The following is a 15,771-nucleotide window of genomic DNA, read 5'->3' as shown; positions in this document are numbered from 1 at the left end:
CGATGAACCTACATATCGAAACCGCCGCCCCGATGGGCTCAATCATCGGGAACGGCGGAAACGGTATTTCAAAAGCTGTAGCTGCTCAGATTTACCGCAACCCCAACGAAACTGCAACCTCTGACTATACGGTCCTTGTCGTCGCCAGCCGCTTCCGGCTGACAGTTTCGACCGCCCGGGAAGTCTGTCGCATGGCAGGGATAGGGGGTGTGATTTGACTGTCCGCCCCCAGTCTCCCGCCCTCACAGCCGAGCGCGCCCGCGAGTTGCTGATCTACGATCCCGAAACCGGCGCGTTGCACTGGCGGGTTTCTCGTCCTGGCCTACGGGCCGGGGCTCTCGCCGGAACCAGGACCAGCGAAGGCTACACTCAGGTCGAGATCGATTACCGGCTCTACCGGGCGCACCGCGTCATCTGGCTAATAATGACCGGCAAGTGGCCAAAGCATCAGGTCGATCACCGGAACGGCATGCGGGCTGACAACCGGTGGCGCAATCTGCGTGATGCAACGCCACTCCAGAACGCCCGCAACAGGCGTCCAGGTGCAAGCAACACCAGCGGCCGGATCGGCGTCGGCTACATCAAAGACCAAGCGAAATGGTCGGCATATATCGGCCTGAACAACCGCACGATCCACCTCGGCTGCTTCGACAAAGTTGAGGACGCGATTGCCGCAAGGGCCGAGGCCGAGCGCCATCATTTCGGGGAATTCGCTCCCGACGCGGAGTTGTCGCGATGAGCAAGCGTGAGTTCTCGAAAGTTTCCCCGGCCGTATGGCGGTCGGGGAGATTCACCGGATTGGAGTGCAGCACCGCCCAGGTGCTGTATCTCTATTTCCTCACCTGTGAACACCAGAACAGCGCCGGCTGCTTCCGGCTGCCTGACGGCTATGCATGTTCCGATCTCCGATGGGAGCCGGCGAACTACGCTGCGGCCCGCGACAGGCTGATTGCGGCGGAATTAATCAGCTTCGATCCGATGACGGCGGAGATCTATGTCGATCGCTGGTTCAGGCACAATCCGCCTACCAACGAGAAGCACGCAATGGGAACGCGGCGGATCATCGAAGCAATCGAAAGTGACGTGATCCGGGAAAAAGTGGAGGCTGATTTCCAGGCGGCCGATGAAGCCAGATTATCGAAGGTCAATCCGCTCGATACGCCGTTCAATCATTCGGGTTTGGCCAACACCCGGCTAGTGCGCGGGAGGGCTGCATAATGATAGCCCTCTCATACCCCTATCGAAGCCGTATCGAGACCCTATCGATATATAGAGACAGAGACCTGAGACACAGACAGAGACCCAGACCGAGAGGAGACCGAGAAAGAAACAAAGAAAAAGACCTTGAGACCGTCAAATCCGTTTTCGCAATAAAGGTAATCGGAAACGGCAGGGAAGCGTCTCTCTTCGGCGCTATTGGGCTCTGGAGGGAAAGAGTTTCCCCGGTAGCGGCAGCGCACTTTATGGAGGCGCTCCCATGAATAGCAACAAACCTCTTACGCTTCAGCAGGCAGCCGGCATTGCAGGCGTCTCACCAGACACGATAGCCCGTTGGTCAAACGATACGGCATCGGCAAGCAGCTCCATTGGGCGCATCGTCTCAGGTGCAGGTAGGAGGCCGTAATGCAGAACACTTCGCATGCTGTCATGGCTCAACGGCATGAGGCTGCCGACAGCGCCGATGATTTTCCAACGCCACCTTGGGCAACAAGGGCGTTGATCGAGCATGTGATTGGCAAGGAAGAACGCGTACGCGAATCCCCTCGATCATTTCCCCAAGAGTCAAGTTTTTCTGGATTATCAACCTTTTGTGTGCATACTGCGGGAACGATCTGACAGCTAACTCATTGATTGTAAAGACATCCGGCAGTTTCGGCATGGGGATTTTAGAGTCAGATCAATGGCTTAACTCACCGGGGGAAGAGCAGGAGTCGAGCATGGAACTCAAGCGCATAGATGATTCGCCCCAAGTAGACCGTGACCGCAGAGGCCAGAGGGAAATAGCCCCGCTGGACACGAAGATTTCGCGGGAGACGGCCGAGGCGCTCAAACTTATTGATGCCAACATCCGCACCGCCGAGCAAAAGAGCGGATACCTCTTGGTCGCCTGACACTGGCCGGAGCGTTTGCTCCTCTAACGTTCGGATAAACTTCAAATGGCTGTTTCAGCAATTCTGCTGGACGTGGCCGGTTGGACGCAACTGACCCAAGCCTTGGAGTTAGGTCAGGCCAACGGGCATATCGTTGGCAATATTATTCGCCATCTCAGGGAGCTGGGTGCGGAAACAGTTTTGGTTGAGGATGAATATCTCGACCGCGACTTCACTGAGGCTTTCGCGGCATATTACTCTCGGCTGTTCAAACGCCATACCAAATTGTGCAAGCGCGCCCACTTCTTCAAGCGAGACCTCACCGACATCGTGAACCTCGCCTCTCCGTCCGAGATGGCCGCTCGGCTTGAAGGTTGTCAAGCGGACTACCTAGGCTTCTTGGTCCTGCGCCCGATCCACGAAGCCCCACTTGCTCAGGCCACTCTACTGACGCCACTCCCACCGGCAGGACATGAGAGCCATGCGTTGGTAAAAGGGAAATACGAAGCCCACGTCCTTGGTGCGGAGCTTTCGGTTAGAGCGTTACCGATGACTCAGCAAGACCAGAGGATTGGTGCCTGTGCCCAGGCGACCATTTGGTCTGCGGGCCGCCACTTCCATGCCCGCCACAAAGGTCCGTGGATTTCCACCGTGGGGATCACCGAAGCCGCGATGATGCAGGAATTTGCCAGCGTCAGTTCGACCATTCCAAACGGCTCGGAGTTTTTGAGCTTGAACGGGATGGTATCGGCGCTGCGCACATGTGGCCGCAAACCACTGATGTATATGGGTAGCATGAATTCCAACCCACCGGTGTGGCAAGGGATTCGACCTGCGGATGTCATCAACCGATACGTCGATTCCGGCATTCCCGTGATTGTGGGTCTTGGGAATCTGGGTGCTGACGTAGGGCACGCTGTCATCGCTTCGGGTCAGGTTTTTTCACATCAACAGCCTGTTGTCGCAAATTTGCCGAATCAACCGACGCGCGCGTCCTTTTGCTCAGCGTTTTATGTGAACGATGACCAACAAGGACCGAACCTGCGCATGCCAGTCCGCGCTGGAGATGTTATTGGTGAGACAACGTATAGCGTCGACACGAACGTTCAGTTCCTGATCATACCCCTCCCCGACAAGGTGTTTCTTCCCGCGGAAAAGGCGGAGCTTTTTGCCTGGGACCTCCTAAGCACTTATTCTGCTTCGTGGCCTGGTATGAAGCAGAACTACGCCGCAAACCTCGGAGCTTCGGAGGCTTTGGGCGATGAGTTTGTTGCCGAGTTGGGAAACAACGCCGTCGTGGCGAGGACCTATCTCACGTATGGCTGGAAATATAAGCACCGCCTGCTGCGCAATCGCCTTACCGATGCCACGCACGCGCTTGCGCGATCAACTGAATTGCCTCGCTTTGTTTGGGTCACCGAGTTTGGCACGTTAACCTCATTCGGCGCGCCCCTAATGTTCGATCGCAGGATTTTCGCCCATTGCGTCGTGGATGCTACCGCGAAGAATATGGGTGAGGATAGTCGCCTCTTTTTCCACGCCCCAGGATTGGCAATTCGTCGCTCTCACGACCCGGCAGATCCCAACGGACCATATAAGCAGGCGGTTCATGTCATCGCTGATGACCAGAGTTACTACCCAAAGCTCCGTGGAAATATCGATTTCGCTGGCTATTAAACCCGACTGGCAACACACAAAGCAAGATCATCTGACCGACCGCTCTGCGCGGATTATGCGGCACATTGCCGATGATGCGGAAGGGAAAAGACCGGAAGCTGCCGTCCGGCAAACTTCCGGCCTCCGTCGAGCCGGGCGGAAGGGACGTTACACCCAGCTCGGCCTCGTCGTGTGCGCTCGACCGCACCTTGTCCTTGATGGGTGGCGCAATTTATCAGCCGCTGCCTGAACACAGTTCGAAGGGGCAGTTCACCGGGCGTTCATTTTTCCAAACGGCTGACCCCAGATTCGGCGGTTGCAAATCGCCGCTTGGGGTGAATTCCAGCACTATTTTTCTTCGAGGGCGCTGCCGCGTCGGCAACACAGGAGGACAGCCCCGGACACCCTTGGACACTCCGGGACACAGGTGATAACTATTTGATATTGCTATATTTTTGGCTTCCAGACGTTGTGTAGACGCGGCTTTGGTGGTACACTGCCTTCAGCAAAATGGAGGCAGTTATGCTGGTATCGAATGCCAAGGACGGCGTGATCCACATCCGGATTCCGACCGACGAAAAGCGCCGGCTCTTCGAGACCGCCCGCAGGCGCGGGATGACGCTCTCAGCGTTTCTTCGTGACACTGCCACGGAAGCGGCGCGCCAGGTTGCTGCATAGCAATGTCCTACCTCGCTGCTCCTCCGATCACACTCATGCAGCTCTGGCGGCTGCATAAGCACGATTGCCGCGCGATTGGCGGCATTGTCGCCGATGCGAGAGCCGGCATTCTGCCTGGAGTCGAAACGCCAAGCGGCTTCGGATTTGCTGTCACCAATCCGCAAACGGCACTGGCTGCCATGCGGAGGGCAGACTGATGCTCGGCATGATGAATAAAGGTGGTGGGCAGAGTTACCAGCCTGTGCAGGGCCAGTTTCCTGGTTTGAGCGGATTGCTGGCCCCGTTCCAGCCGCAGGCTGAGATCCCGGATTTCGAGCGGCATCCGGGGCAGATGGAAGATCCGAAACAGGCGGCGACACTCGCGCCTAGTCCCGACAACTGGCGGCGAGGCCCGTTCGCCGGGGTCGTGGGTCAAATCACTCCCCCGATGAGATGAGCAAGGATTCAACAATGGACCTGATGCAAGTTCTGGCCCAAATCCTGAACCCGCAGGGCGCGCAGCCGATGAACCGGCTGACGCACAGCCCGAGGGCAGAGGAAGCCAACTATCTGACGCAGCCTTCGGCTGGGATGGCTATGCCTCAAATGCCCCCGCAGGCGGCTCCACAGGGCGCTTCCATGCCCGCCCCCTCTCCGGTGCCCCAGCAGGCCCCGCAGCGCGCATCCAATGGCGGGACGGCAGCAAACCTTGGTTACGAGGGGCCGATCACGAAGGCTGGCGGATATCCCGAAGGGACGCTCATTCCTTCGCGCAACTCGCGGCAGCCGCCAGTCTATACCGGCGGGGGCAGAAACACGGGGCAGGAGAGTGGCGGCGGCTTCCTGCAAACCCTGTTTGATCCAGAGGCCAAAGCCCGAAGCACCACTTTCAACTGGCTGGTAAATGAGAAGGGTTACGACGAGAGCGCGGCATCCGTAATCGTTCGAGACAAGACGTTCTTGCAGCAAGTCCTGCGGGATCATGCGCGCGGCGGCGACCCGAAGACTGCGCTGGAAATGGAAAAACTTCGGCTCGAAGTCGACGAAAAGCGCAACCCCAGGCCTTCATTCTCGGACCAGATCGCAGCGGCTCGGCTGGAGTTCGACCGTTCCAATGCGGATATGACAACCGATATCCGGGAATATCAGCAGGCCAAAAAGGAAGGCTATCAGGGCGAATTGCGTGATTGGATACTGGAAACCAGCCGTGCTGGAGCAGCCAGTATCACCAACGACATCACGGGCGAAAAGGGCTACGACAAGACCGTTGGCGAGGGCTACGGCAAGCGGTTTCTCGACATTCAGACTGAGGCGCAGACAGCGCAGCGCGCTCTGAATTCCTTCGATGTCATGGACCAGATGATGGCGGATCCCGGCTTCTATTCGGGCTCGGGTGGAGAGACCGTCGCAGCATTGAAGCGGTTCGGCTCGGCTCTCGGCATGGACCCTAATGGCATTTCCTCGATCGAGACGTTCAACGCCATGTCCAAGCAGGCGGCGCTCGATACTATGGGAGGCTCGCTCGGAACCGGCTTTTCCAACGCCGACCGCAGTTTCGTGGTCGAGCAGGTTCCGCACCTTGGCAATACGCCCGAGGGCAATCGGACGCTGATCGGCATTCAGCGCAAGCTAGCCAAACGAAAGCAGGAAATCGCCGGCCTTTCGCGTGAGTACGCCCAACAGAATGGCGGGCGGATCGATGCCGGATTCGATGATTATCTCGCCAAGTGGGCCGAACAGAACCCGCTCTTCCCACAGCAGCCCCAAGGCTCGGGTGCAAGCCGGGGAGCCGGGACCGATACCGGCCGCCAGCGGGCCCGCAATCCCAAGACAGGCGAAGTCCTTGAATGGGATGGAACGAGGTGGAGCCCGGCACGATGAACACCCAGGCGAAAGTTCCGCCGCCGCCTCCCGGCTTTGAGCTGGAGGAATTGCCCCGCCGTGCACAGTCGGCGATGCCGCCGCCCCCGCCGGGTTTTGTAATTGAGGGCGCTCCCTCGCATCCCGAGTTCGACGGCTCACACATCCCCGGCTACGATCCGCAAACCGGAATGGCGAACAGGCCGGCTCCGAGCCGCAACACCATCGGCGGCAAGCTGGATACGGTAGTCAGGGGCGCGGCCGATGTTGCGACCTTCGGCATGGCTGATGAATTGGCTGCGGCTGGCGACGCGGCGCTCAACCCGATCTTCGGCACCGGAAATGACGGAGGCAGCTTTTCGGAGCGATACAACGCCAACCTTCCTGAACAGCGCGCAACCGATCAGAGGGACGAACAGGAGCGCTTTGGCTATCGGCTTGGCGGACAGGTGGCCGGCGGCGTCGGTGGGGGTGTAGCGCTTGCCCAACGCGGCTTTTCCCTCGCCGCCAATGCGGCCAAGAGCGGAAAGGGCTGGTTTGCCCGCATGCTTGGCGGTGCTGCCGATGGCGGGCTTATGGCCGGGGCGTATGGAGCCGGATCAGGCGAGAGCGCGGCTGACAGGACCCAAAAGGGATTAGATGCAATCCCACTTGGCATCGCGTTCGGTTCTGCCGGCGAGACCCTTGCGACGGCAGGCGGCGCTGCATATCGGCGCGCGTTTCAGGGGGCCAGCGATGCCGCTCCCGGCGTCAACCCTGCTGCAAATGTTGCGGATGCCGATCAGTTCGGAATCCCGCTCTCCCGCGCTCAGGCGACTCGATCGATCCCGCAGTCGAATATCGAAAACCAGCTTCGCAGCCAGGGTTCAATGTCAGCCTTTGACCAGGCCCAGCGGGAGGCAGTCGGATCATCGGTTGGAAACGTGCAATCCCGCATCGCCGGTAATGCTCCCGTCATCCCTGGGCAGTCAGCAGCCTATGAGACAGTTCCCGCTGCACTGCGTGGCAAGCGCGATGCGCTGAAGGCAGCCAGCCAGGACGCCTACGAGGCATCGGTGAACAATCCTGACGTGCTTGTGTCGGGCGAAGCGGTGGCCGCCATCCCCGGCTTCATACGGGGCAGTCTCGATGAACGCCAGATACTCATCGATCCGATGTATCACCAGGGCGCGAGCCGGGCGATGTCGTTCATAGACGATTATATATTGCGCATGCCGAAACCTGGGGGTGACATCCGCGATGTGCAGGCGCAGTTGCGCTGGGTCGAGAACCTTCGCGCGGGTTTGCGCAAGAACTACCCGCCGGTTGGGCAGGACGCACCGGCCCTGAAGGCGATCAGTTCGGCAATCGACGACTGGACCGACGAGGTGTTCGAACGCGGGCTGGTCAGTGCGGATGATGATGTCCTGGAGCAGTTGAAGACGGCGCGGGCGAAATGGTCGGAATATCGTTCAATGGCCGATCCTCGATCAAAGACCGGCGGCAAGATCAATCCGCAGTACGAGGCTCAGCGCGCGATCCGCAACGTCATGGACAAGGATTTGAGCCCGGAAGAAATCGGCCAGTATCTCTGGGGCTCGTCGGTTGCCAATCCGAAGAACACGTCCTTCATGACGGCGCAGCTGCTTCGCAAGACGCTTGGACCCGATAGCTCGGAATGGAACGGCATTCGCCAGTCCTTCTGGCTGCGGGCGACAAGGGCAGGCGACGAAGCCTTGAGCCCCGTCAAGATTGCCAACAACCTCGATAGCCTGCTGAACGGCCAGGGCAGCGGCGTGGCGAAGACGCTGTTTTCGGAAGCGGAGCGCGATTTGATGAGGAAATATGCCGGCGTCATGCGCAACCTGTCGCCAGCAAAGGAAGGCTTCAACAACTCCAACACCGCCAATCGGCTCATGCCTGCCCTGGCGCGCTACGGGACGGCCATTGTCGGGGCGCTGGCGGGCGGCGGAGGCATGGCGAGCGGTCTGGGGCCACTGGAGGCGATCGGAACGGCAGCGCTCGCTACAGGCACGCTGCGGGGCGCTGGAGCGGCGGCACAGGCGTCTAGGGCGGCAACCGCAACGCGGGCTCCGATTCCGGTGAATCCATCAGGAACCGGCGGCGCGACATTGCGTGGCGGAAGTGTCCCGCTTGTGCTGGGTCAGGAGAGGCGGAACCCTTTGGAGATTACTGTGACGCCACGACGCTAATAGGTTCGCGGCGCACGTGGAGGTTCGCCTGTCCATTGGCGAACCGTTTCATAGCCCCAATCCCCGAGCGGCAGGGAAACATATCGGTAAACCAGCGGCAGCACGAAATAGGAAAACAGCACCATGGCGACAATGAACGTCACCAAGCACAAAGCCCGGAAGGCAAGTTTCCCGGTCGGGGAAAAATGTCCGGGTGGCCGGAAATGGTCGTAGCTCATTTGCGGAAGATAAGTGGGAACCAATGAAAACGGAAGGGCACGGGCAAATGGCGGAATGCGGGGCGATACCGGAAGGCAGCCTGATCCCTGCGTTGCCCGACATCATGGACGATATCGAGCGGCGGTTTCTCGACGGCGTAGCCAAAGGCGCGATGCACGAGGACCTTGCCGCAAGCATCTCGGAAGCGATGGTCAATGGCACGAATGGCGATCTGTTCCCTTTCCTGGCCCTCGCTCGGGGATGCCATGCCGCAGCAAAAGCGAACCGGCAGGAGGGCAACACGCAAGCCGCCGACTTCCTGCATTCAATGGGCCAGCATCTGCTTTCCCAGGCGGTGGATACCCTTGCGGGGCTGATGGTGCTCGACGTGCATCTGAGCGGCATTGCGAGGCACTGATGGCCAACCGAAAGTCAAAGGCGGTAGCCAAGCCATACGAGCCGACGCCGCTCGAAAGGAAGGCCGTCGCTTCGTATAAATCCCGTGAGAAAAAAGTTGCGCCTCTCCCGGCTTTTGTAGCGACAACGACCGACGGCAGCGTACGCCTCGATCTGGATCATCCTGACCTTATGACAGGATATACGCTCGTTGCCGAAGCCATCAAATCGAACAGTCTCGACTATTTCACCGGCTGCACGAGCGCATTGGCTAGCGTCTGCCAGAAGGGCGGCCAGGTCGATGCCCCCACCCTGAACTATGCCGTTGCAATGGTGGCGGGAATTGAACCACGGGACCAACTCGAATCCATGCTCGCGACGCAGATGGCAGCCGTGCATCTGGCCACAATGGACACCGCGCGCCGTATGGCAACGTCAGGCGATCTGGCGAGGTACGAAGCATTCGACCGCAGCTTCAACAAACTCGCCAGGACCTTCGCTGCCCAAATCGAGGCCCTGAAGCGGTACCGCAGCAAGGGCGTGCAACGCGTCATAGTCGAGCGTGTCACGGTTGAAAAGGGTGGCCAGGCCATCGTCGGCAACGTCACGCATGGGGGAGGGGTTGATGAAGAAAACGCAAGATAACCCCATGCAACGTGCGCCTCGCTGCTCGGCCAAGAGCAAGCGGAGCGGGAAGCGCTGCCAGGCACCTGCGGTGCGCGGCAAGCATATCTGCCGCATGCACGGCGCATTTTCAGGGGCTCCAAGGGGAACTGCCCACGGCCAGTATCGACACGGGCGCTACACCTGCGAGGCCATTGCGAGCCGCCGGCAGTTAGCAGAGCTGATCCAGGAAGCACGCAGGACGATCGACGCATTAATCTAGTTCCCATCATGCGCCAGCAGCGCAATCGCTGAAGGACGACAGCCGGGACCTTGGAAATGGAGTGCAAGAGCATGCAAACCCTAATCATTGAAGGCGACCTGCACGTCACAGGCGAAGTGGGGATCGGCGTCTCGGACGGGCTTCCCATCAACATCCGGGTAATTGGAGACTTCCGGCCATTGGAGAGCGCCAGACCAGAGTGCGGAGTTTTCGTCGAGGGCTCGCTGATGGTGCAGGGGCTAATAGAATTTCAAGGGGCTTCCAAATGACACTACAGTCTTCCGGCCCCATGTCGTTTGCCGATATCCGGGCGGAACTCGGAATGGCACCGGGTGCGCCATTGACGATTCCATCCCCCGAGACGCGGGCGCTTACAGGGGTGGCGTCTGGGCCGATTGTGATCCCGACAGACTTCTACGGGAAGTCCTATAACCCAGAGATTGCGGTCAGCCTTGTTGACCATAAAGCTATAAGCACCTTGCCGGCATCCATATCCCTGGGCGCTGCGGCATCCGGGCGGCTGATCATCATCGCTTATATGAATGGCGCGGAGGACAACGGGAGTGTTCCTACCGACACTGCCCTCACCTTGGGCGGGGCTGCCATGACCAGAGTTCCAACGCTTTTTTCTTACAAAGCTGATTTCAGCCAACAACTGCAATCCCCTCGCAAGCAGTTTGTAACGTCCCCGCAGATGGCCCGTCCGCGCCTCGTTTAGCGGACGGCCTGCCGCCTTTGAGGGGGGTATATTGGGCGGCATCTGGCAATGCGACAGAACGGCCGGCGGCGTCAAATCGGCAGGCTCCGGGTAGCACTATAGGGAGAGCAGCAACCCAGCGAATCCGCCGCCAATGTTCAGCATCCAAAGCGCCACGGCGGAGGTCCAGAGAGCGACTTTGCGGGATTTTCAAAGAGGGGTGGTGTGGGCGGCTCGGGGTTTACAAGACCGTCGAGCGAACAGTTCTTCCGTGACGTGGTTCCCTGAACCGGCTGGCGCCGCGCCCGGCGAAGCTATGCATAGGTTTTGATGAGAAAAAAGGGGCCAGCGTCCACCGAGGTCAGAGATAGGGAGGACGCCGGCTCAGCCCATGCTAATGGCAATGATCAGAGTATACAGCGGCAAGGCGCTCATTTCACCTTGGCCAAGAGAATAGAGTTATCCTTTCGGAGGGGCGTTGGCTCCCTTGCCGCAAACCTCCCAGACGCTGTAGCGTCAGGGCGCGGTGCGAGTTTGAGGATGGGTATGGCCAGGCTTCGAGGCGTGGATGGGCGCGACTTTTAGGCTGGTTAGAGGGCTCGCGTTTGCCGCCTTTGGGTTGATGTGTCTGGGCACGGCAATCGCTCTTTTTGAGATCGGGTTCCTTTTTTTCGGGTAACATTGGGACTTGATGAGAAAAAAGGGCCGGCGTCCTTGTGGGATCTCGGAGGAGAGAGAGGCAGACTCCGGCCTGTGACCATATGGGGATATGGCAATGATCAGAGTATAGAACTGTGAGGCACTGAAGTCAGCTTGGCTAATTGGAGAGGGTCACTCCGTCGATTGCGCACTTGACCGCTTTATACCCGGATGCAGGTAAGCCGGTGGGTTTTCATCCACGGCGCGCCGCCGCCATTCTCAGGGATGAACTCGACGTCGGTCGCAAGGACGAGACGCCTTGCCCATGAAACCCTGCACATGTGGAGCTTTCTTAAGTCCGGTCGTTAGTCCTGCCAAGCGCGGCGGCCAGTTCGGATGCGCGCGCACGGATTTCACGGGACCTCCTTATCAGCCGGCGGTTCTGCTCGATGAGTTCCTGAGTTGCTTTGATGCGGATGAGGCTTTGCCGCTCCCTCTCCTCGAACTGTTCAACCAGCTTTTTGGTGTCGTTGATCTGTAGCATGATGATGCCGCCTTCACGCGTTCGCCCGCGATTCAAACCCGCGAGGCTGGAAACCGTTCCCTAGTAGGGCATCGCGTATGTGCGCCTAGTTGTTGAGATATTGCGCTATCTCCGAGGGTTCGAGAATTGCCGCACTAGGACATTATTCCTGACGCTCTGACATGGAGCAAGATCGACGTTGCAGTCTTTCGCGCGTCCGCGAAGAGAGGCTGCTCGCCACATCGTCGATGCCTCGTCGCCTGTGACTGAGGGCACTGCGGTGCAGTGCCAAGTCGGTTACGCTGCCCTATCGCGCGCTCTCAGGCCGGCCATTTGGAGGTCCCGATGGACAACAAGCAATTTGCCCAGCCCGTACCGATCTTAGTCGGGCTCGGATATCCGCACGACATCGGAAGCCTGTGGGAAGCCTTTAAGGTCTTGACAGAATGGCCGGCTTGCGGTCGCGGTCCGGCTCACGTGGCGGCGCTCGATGCCTGCCGAGATGCCATGGCAGACGAATGCGACGCTGAAACGGCGCGTGGCAAAGTGGAGGTATTCGCTCGCTCTCGCGGCATTCTGGCCTACGACGCGCTGGCCCAAACCGCGCAAACCGCCGGTGTTGAGGGCAAAATATATCTTCCTAACTTCCAGTCATAGAGCCAGCCGGGACGGTGAAGGCGATGCCGGGGCAAGGTCGCAAACGTTGTCTTCGTGCCGGTGGATCGGCTTACCGCAAACGCAACGCCTCCCTTGCCGCGAGCCTCCCAGACGCTGTGGCATCACGGCGCGGTGCGAGTTTGTGGTTTTGAGTATGGCCAGGCTTGAGGACAGGCCTTTCGACGAGTACGTGACGATCAAGGCTGGGCGGGGTCAACGCCAGAACATCTCCAGCGCCCGCCAGGCTGCAGAGTGGCTGCTCTACAAATGGCCGACCGAGGAAGATACGGACAAGGCCTGGCGGGCGCGCAAGGCCTGCCATGAAGCCCTGCAGGGCAAAGTCGAGACCGCCGCCTGTCATCAGGCTTTCCGCGTGGCGGCCGAGGAAGCCGGCATTCTGATCGGTAATGACCGGCGACCGGCGCCAAAGCCGAAGAAACGCAAGCGGTAGATATTGCGCCGAAAAGGCATTTCGTGCACATTTGCGCGCGTAAATGACCGATCCGCGCGTCAAATCATCGATCAAGAAGCTCTCGACGATCGAAATGTTCGGTCTGGTCGATCGAGGCGCGAACGCCGATCGCCGCAAGGGCTGGACCTCCTGGCAGACAGCATGCTCGCCCGAGAGCCGGATCATGGCGGCCTGGGGCTGCAAGCTCCGCCAAGTCCACAATCTCAGGCGCAACAGCACCGAGCTATTCAATGAGGCCGGCGATCTGGTCGGTGAGATCCGGTGGCGCCAGCTCGAGCATTGGTGGCGCATGAAGCGTCCGCCCGCCGGCTACGTGCCACCCAGACGCGATCCTGTCGAGATTGACCGTGAGATGAAGGATTGGCTCAACAAGGGCCGGGCGGCCCGCGGAGAGCCGCTGCTGCCGTATATGCCGACCGAACAGGGATCTGCCCAACTTGGCCGCTGCTCCGAAATGGGTGGCGGGCCATTTTTGCGTTTTAGCTGGAACAAGCTTTTGTCTTGCTAGTTAATGGGCTTCCCAAGGGGTCCCCTCTCGACGCCACCCTTGGAACGAAACCCACCGTTGCTTCCGAAGCTCGCGGCGGGTTTCTTGCGTCTGGCGATCGTCCGGGAAAAATCGCACATTTCAGGGACTCCTAAAATGCCGGATCATTTACTAGATTCGGCACCGAATGAGTAAGTTTCCTGTCGCCGGGCCCCGGCTTGAATTCATTCCCCCGCAAGTACCGACCCTGGTTGATCAGCCGCCCGAGGGTGACGGATGGATTCACGAGGTCAAGTTCGACGGGTACCGCTCGCAAATCATCCTCAAGCACGGCCGAGCTCGCATCTTCACGCGCCGCGGCCATGACTGGACGGCCAAGTATGGCCCGCTCGCCAAGGCGGCGGCCGAGCTGCCGACCGACACCGCCATCATCGACGGCGAGGTCATCGTCACCAATGATGACGGGATCTCCGATTTCTCGGCGCTGCGCTCTGCAATCGTGAATGCTCCGGAGCGGCTGGTTTTCGTCACGTTCGATCTCCTCCACCTCAATGGTCACGACCTCCGCCAGATGACGCTGATGGAGCGCAGGCACATGCTCGAGGAAATTGTGGAGCCTGCAGAAGGCCCGATCCAGTTCAGCCATACACTGGACGCCTCCGCCAGCGCTGTATTCCGCGCCGTGGAAAAAATGGGGCTGGAAGGTACAGTGTCGAAGCGGATCGACAGCCGCTATCACAGCGGGCCCTCGCGGGAATGGCTGAAGGCGAAGTGCTACGAGGAATCGGAATTCGACCTGCTAGGCGTTCGCCGGGAGCGCGGCAAGCCAGCAACTGCGCTGATGGCAGAGCGGAACGGCAAACGGCAGTACGCCGGCAGCGCTTTCGTGAAGGTGAACCGCGATTTCCGGCAGCGGCTATGGGACCGGGTGAAGCAGAAGGCCGCACCGGCGCCGAAGGGGATCGCTGTCGACAAGACCGGAGTGGAGTGGGTGAAGCCCGGCCTGGTCGGCCGGGTGCGCTACATGCGGGGCGAAGAAGTGCTCCGGCATGCCACCCTTGAAGAGGTGCACGAGGAGTGATCCGCTTTCGCACAGCATGAGAGGCATCGGAACGATCACCCGCTGCAAAGAGCCCGCCTCGTTAAGTCAGGCGGGCCCTTGTCCGCTTGATGTAACGGACAGTCACATTGCGTTCACCGCACGGCACAGATCGGTGAACTTGACGTCCGTATTTGTCTCGCATGACGCCTTCAGGTTGGCCCTGTCGGCTTCAGTCAAGGCTTCATATGTGGTCCGGATCTCCGCTTCGGGGCGCATCGTGGCCATGGATTCGTCAGTATAAAACTGATGGATGTTGGGACCGGCGAGATAGTTCGAAGCGTCGCTTCCGCCGCCGCCCGGGTCGTTATCGGTTCCGCCTGCATCCGGTTGTGTCTGGGCGTACGCGGCTCCTGAGATGGCCAGAACCACGGAGAATGCTGTAGCTAGAAGAAGTTTCATGACGTTTCCTTCCCGTCTGGATTCGAGGGCATTCGCTCACGGCTTGTCCAACAGCCGTGCCGGCGGAATGTTCCTAATTGCACTGCAAAACAGCTCGGTCTGGGCACGTCAAAACTCAGTAGAATTCGGCTCTAGCCAGAGTTCAGGATGCGGCGGCAAGCGGATCGGTATGACGCCGCAGCCGCACACCCATGATCGCGGGTTTAATCCCCCATGCCGGCAGCTCCAGTCGGCCGCTAACCCGTGCCGCCGACGCAACAGCTACGCTATTGTAGCCACTTCCACGGTCGCAGCGTCCGATGCGAAGAAAGCCCGCCGCTTACGCCCCTTCACGGCGGGCTTTCCATCGTTCGCACGAAAAAGCCCGTCCGGGGGAGGCGGGCGTTTTCGCATTGCACTTTCTACCAATGGACAGAACGGAGCAGACGGAGGACAACTCCGCCACCATCGAAATCCTAGAATACGCCAGATCGAAAACGAGGTCCAGAAATTGTCTCATTTTGGGACAGAAGCAACCCTTGTTTAACTTTTGGGGCGCAGCGTCGTGACTGTCGGGGACGGGGAGCTTTATGGCCCCGGCGCGCGTCCCGGGGGCGATCACCCACCCCTTTCGCCCACAGGCAATCCGGGACGTTGCGCCCCCATTCGCGCGCGCTGGAATCGAAGCGATACTGCACGTTGGTTGAGGTGATCGCGAATGCGGCGGCCCGATCCCTTCCATTTCGAAACACCACCAACTGGCCCCCGAATTGCGTCACAGATTATGCTGGCTGACGCCGGTAATCGTCTCACTGGCTTGGCAGTTGAGGCGTGGCTCGCCGTGTCGCTTGGGTGACGGCGCGGGGACGGCACGGCGGGTC

Annotated in this window: 21 protein-coding genes and 1 pseudogene; 19 read left to right on the top strand and 3 right to left on the bottom strand. The window is 59.7% G+C overall.

Annotated elements, in window-relative coordinates; genetic code table 11:
- Positions 1-2: 2 nt before the first annotated feature.
- The 10 genes and pseudogenes from ABVK50_RS23880 (at position 3) to ABVK50_RS23835 (ending at position 8,455) form a co-directional block, all read left to right on the top strand.
- On the top strand, positions 3-218 hold the full coding sequence (locus tag ABVK50_RS23880; RefSeq protein ID WP_353644222.1) for a hypothetical protein: 216 nt from the start codon (positions 3-5) through the stop codon (positions 216-218).
- Complete coding sequence (locus ABVK50_RS23875; RefSeq protein ID WP_353644223.1) at positions 215-739, top strand: HNH endonuclease signature motif containing protein; 525 nt, start codon at positions 215-217, stop codon at positions 737-739. The genes ABVK50_RS23880 and ABVK50_RS23875 overlap by 4 nt, the downstream gene beginning before the upstream one ends.
- Positions 736-1,218, top strand: coding sequence for a hypothetical protein (locus ABVK50_RS23870; RefSeq protein WP_353644224.1), 483 nt, complete (start codon positions 736-738; stop codon positions 1,216-1,218). Before ABVK50_RS23875 ends, ABVK50_RS23870 begins: the two co-directional genes overlap by 4 nt.
- A 405-nt stretch (positions 1,219-1,623) precedes the next feature.
- A pseudogene (locus tag ABVK50_RS23865) lies at positions 1,624-1,734 on the top strand (SAM-dependent methyltransferase); the annotation flags it as partial.
- A gap of 203 nt (positions 1,735-1,937) precedes the next feature.
- The gene (locus ABVK50_RS23860) at positions 1,938-2,111 is read left to right on the top strand and encodes a hypothetical protein (RefSeq protein ID WP_353644225.1); all 174 of its coding nucleotides are present in this window, start codon (positions 1,938-1,940) and stop codon (positions 2,109-2,111) included.
- 45 nt (positions 2,112-2,156) lie between these two features.
- Positions 2,157-3,767, top strand: a complete 1,611-nt coding sequence (locus ABVK50_RS23855) for a hypothetical protein (protein ID WP_353644226.1) — start codon at positions 2,157-2,159, stop codon at positions 3,765-3,767.
- Between the two features lie 501 nt (positions 3,768-4,268).
- Positions 4,269-4,424, top strand: coding sequence for a DUF1778 domain-containing protein (locus ABVK50_RS23850; RefSeq protein WP_353644227.1), 156 nt, complete (start codon positions 4,269-4,271; stop codon positions 4,422-4,424).
- Positions 4,425-4,620: 196 nt separating this feature from the next.
- Positions 4,621-4,860 carry a hypothetical protein gene (locus ABVK50_RS23845; protein ID WP_353644228.1) on the top strand — a complete coding sequence of 80 codons (240 nt, stop codon included), beginning with the start codon at positions 4,621-4,623 and terminating at the stop codon, positions 4,858-4,860.
- A 14-nt stretch (positions 4,861-4,874) separates the two neighbouring features.
- Positions 4,875-6,284, top strand: a complete 1,410-nt coding sequence (locus ABVK50_RS23840; protein ID WP_353644229.1) for a hypothetical protein — start codon at positions 4,875-4,877, stop codon at positions 6,282-6,284.
- The gene (locus tag ABVK50_RS23835) at positions 6,251-8,455 is read left to right on the top strand and encodes a hypothetical protein (protein WP_353644230.1); all 2,205 of its coding nucleotides are present in this window, start codon (positions 6,251-6,253) and stop codon (positions 8,453-8,455) included. The genes ABVK50_RS23840 and ABVK50_RS23835 overlap by 34 nt, the downstream gene beginning before the upstream one ends.
- Here ABVK50_RS23835 and ABVK50_RS23830 read toward each other — a convergent pair.
- Complete coding sequence (locus ABVK50_RS23830; protein ID WP_353644231.1) at positions 8,452-8,601, bottom strand: hypothetical protein; 150 nt, start codon at positions 8,599-8,601, stop codon at positions 8,452-8,454. The genes ABVK50_RS23835 and ABVK50_RS23830 overlap by 4 nt on opposite strands.
- A 176-nt stretch (positions 8,602-8,777) precedes the next feature.
- Here ABVK50_RS23830 and ABVK50_RS23825 point away from each other — a divergent pair, with 176 nt between their 5' ends.
- The 5 genes from ABVK50_RS23825 (at position 8,778) to ABVK50_RS23805 (ending at position 10,653) form a co-directional block, all read left to right on the top strand.
- Entirely contained in the window at positions 8,778-9,071 is a 294-nt protein-coding gene (locus tag ABVK50_RS23825) for a hypothetical protein (protein WP_353644232.1), read from the top strand.
- Positions 9,071-9,694 (top strand): hypothetical protein, encoded by a 624-nt coding sequence (locus ABVK50_RS23820; RefSeq protein ID WP_353644233.1) that lies wholly within the window; start codon positions 9,071-9,073, stop codon positions 9,692-9,694. Before ABVK50_RS23825 ends, ABVK50_RS23820 begins: the two co-directional genes overlap by 1 nt.
- A complete protein-coding gene (locus ABVK50_RS23815; protein WP_353646973.1) occupies positions 9,675-9,935 on the top strand; it encodes a hypothetical protein in 261 nt (86 codons plus the stop codon). Before ABVK50_RS23820 ends, ABVK50_RS23815 begins: the two co-directional genes overlap by 20 nt.
- Positions 9,936-10,006: 71 nt before the next feature.
- Positions 10,007-10,204: a hypothetical protein gene (locus ABVK50_RS23810; RefSeq protein ID WP_353644234.1), complete on the top strand. Its 198-nt coding sequence runs from the start codon at positions 10,007-10,009 to the stop codon at positions 10,202-10,204.
- Entirely contained in the window at positions 10,201-10,653 is a 453-nt protein-coding gene (locus tag ABVK50_RS23805) for a hypothetical protein (RefSeq protein ID WP_353644235.1), read from the top strand. The genes ABVK50_RS23810 and ABVK50_RS23805 overlap by 4 nt, the downstream gene beginning before the upstream one ends.
- A 970-nt stretch (positions 10,654-11,623) precedes the next feature.
- Here ABVK50_RS23805 and ABVK50_RS23800 read toward each other — a convergent pair.
- Positions 11,624-11,815 carry a hypothetical protein gene (locus tag ABVK50_RS23800; protein WP_353644236.1) on the bottom strand — a complete coding sequence of 64 codons (192 nt, stop codon included), beginning with the start codon at positions 11,813-11,815 and terminating at the stop codon, positions 11,624-11,626.
- Positions 11,816-12,139: 324 nt separating this feature from the next.
- Between ABVK50_RS23800 and ABVK50_RS23795 the strand changes: the two genes are divergently transcribed.
- From ABVK50_RS23795 to ABVK50_RS23780, 4 genes are all read left to right on the top strand, one after another.
- Complete coding sequence (locus ABVK50_RS23795) at positions 12,140-12,451, top strand: DUF982 domain-containing protein (protein ID WP_353644237.1); 312 nt, start codon at positions 12,140-12,142, stop codon at positions 12,449-12,451.
- A 154-nt stretch (positions 12,452-12,605) separates the two neighbouring features.
- Positions 12,606-12,902 (top strand): DUF982 domain-containing protein, encoded by a 297-nt coding sequence (locus ABVK50_RS23790; RefSeq protein WP_353644238.1) that lies wholly within the window; start codon positions 12,606-12,608, stop codon positions 12,900-12,902.
- A 43-nt stretch (positions 12,903-12,945) separates the two neighbouring features.
- Complete coding sequence (locus ABVK50_RS23785) at positions 12,946-13,431, top strand: hypothetical protein (RefSeq protein WP_353644239.1); 486 nt, start codon at positions 12,946-12,948, stop codon at positions 13,429-13,431.
- Positions 13,432-13,597: 166 nt separating this feature from the next.
- Positions 13,598-14,491 (top strand): ATP-dependent DNA ligase, encoded by an 894-nt coding sequence (locus ABVK50_RS23780; RefSeq protein ID WP_353644240.1) that lies wholly within the window; start codon positions 13,598-13,600, stop codon positions 14,489-14,491.
- A gap of 102 nt (positions 14,492-14,593) precedes the next feature.
- Here the strand turns inward: ABVK50_RS23780 and ABVK50_RS23775 are convergent, their stop codons facing one another.
- The gene (locus ABVK50_RS23775) at positions 14,594-14,911 is read right to left on the bottom strand and encodes a hypothetical protein (RefSeq protein WP_353644241.1); all 318 of its coding nucleotides are present in this window, start codon (positions 14,909-14,911) and stop codon (positions 14,594-14,596) included.
- Between the last annotated feature and the right edge of the window lie 860 nt (positions 14,912-15,771).

It is taken from the genome of Mesorhizobium sp. WSM2240 (assembly GCF_040438645.1).
Taxonomy (GTDB): domain Bacteria; phylum Pseudomonadota; class Alphaproteobacteria; order Rhizobiales; family Rhizobiaceae; genus Allomesorhizobium.
The sequence above is the reverse complement of the archived record's forward strand: the minus strand, read 5'-3'. Positions and strand labels throughout refer to the sequence as shown.

Bases quoted from the DNA above. Each gene is read 5' to 3' on its own strand.
- ABVK50_RS23795 (WP_353644237.1), top strand. From the start codon at position 12,140: ATGGACAACAAGCAATTTGCCCAGCCCGTACCGATCTTAGTCGGGCTC.
- ABVK50_RS23880 (WP_353644222.1), top strand. From the start codon at position 3: ATGAACCTACATATCGAAACCGCCGCCCCGATGGGCTCAATCATCGGG.
- ABVK50_RS23835 (WP_353644230.1), top strand. From the start codon at position 6,251: ATGGGATGGAACGAGGTGGAGCCCGGCACGATGAACACCCAGGCGAAA.
- ABVK50_RS23805 (WP_353644235.1), top strand. From the start codon at position 10,201: ATGACACTACAGTCTTCCGGCCCCATGTCGTTTGCCGATATCCGGGCG.
- ABVK50_RS23845 (WP_353644228.1), top strand. From the start codon at position 4,621: ATGCTCGGCATGATGAATAAAGGTGGTGGGCAGAGTTACCAGCCTGTG.
- ABVK50_RS23785 (WP_353644239.1), top strand. From the start codon at position 12,946: ATGACCGATCCGCGCGTCAAATCATCGATCAAGAAGCTCTCGACGATC.
- ABVK50_RS23855 (WP_353644226.1), top strand. From the start codon at position 2,157: ATGGCTGTTTCAGCAATTCTGCTGGACGTGGCCGGTTGGACGCAACTG.
- ABVK50_RS23820 (WP_353644233.1), top strand. From the start codon at position 9,071: ATGGCCAACCGAAAGTCAAAGGCGGTAGCCAAGCCATACGAGCCGACG.
- ABVK50_RS23860 (WP_353644225.1), top strand. From the start codon at position 1,938: ATGGAACTCAAGCGCATAGATGATTCGCCCCAAGTAGACCGTGACCGC.
- ABVK50_RS23775 (WP_353644241.1), bottom strand. From the start codon at position 14,911: ATGAAACTTCTTCTAGCTACAGCATTCTCCGTGGTTCTGGCCATCTCA.
- ABVK50_RS23815 (WP_353646973.1), top strand. From the start codon at position 9,675: ATGAAGAAAACGCAAGATAACCCCATGCAACGTGCGCCTCGCTGCTCG.
- ABVK50_RS23825 (WP_353644232.1), top strand. From the start codon at position 8,778: ATGGACGATATCGAGCGGCGGTTTCTCGACGGCGTAGCCAAAGGCGCG.
- ABVK50_RS23780 (WP_353644240.1), top strand. From the start codon at position 13,598: ATGAGTAAGTTTCCTGTCGCCGGGCCCCGGCTTGAATTCATTCCCCCG.
- ABVK50_RS23810 (WP_353644234.1), top strand. From the start codon at position 10,007: ATGCAAACCCTAATCATTGAAGGCGACCTGCACGTCACAGGCGAAGTG.
- ABVK50_RS23840 (WP_353644229.1), top strand. From the start codon at position 4,875: ATGGACCTGATGCAAGTTCTGGCCCAAATCCTGAACCCGCAGGGCGCG.
- ABVK50_RS23800 (WP_353644236.1), bottom strand. From the start codon at position 11,815: ATGCTACAGATCAACGACACCAAAAAGCTGGTTGAACAGTTCGAGGAG.
- ABVK50_RS23870 (WP_353644224.1), top strand. From the start codon at position 736: ATGAGCAAGCGTGAGTTCTCGAAAGTTTCCCCGGCCGTATGGCGGTCG.
- ABVK50_RS23790 (WP_353644238.1), top strand. From the start codon at position 12,606: ATGGCCAGGCTTGAGGACAGGCCTTTCGACGAGTACGTGACGATCAAG.
- ABVK50_RS23850 (WP_353644227.1), top strand. From the start codon at position 4,269: ATGCTGGTATCGAATGCCAAGGACGGCGTGATCCACATCCGGATTCCG.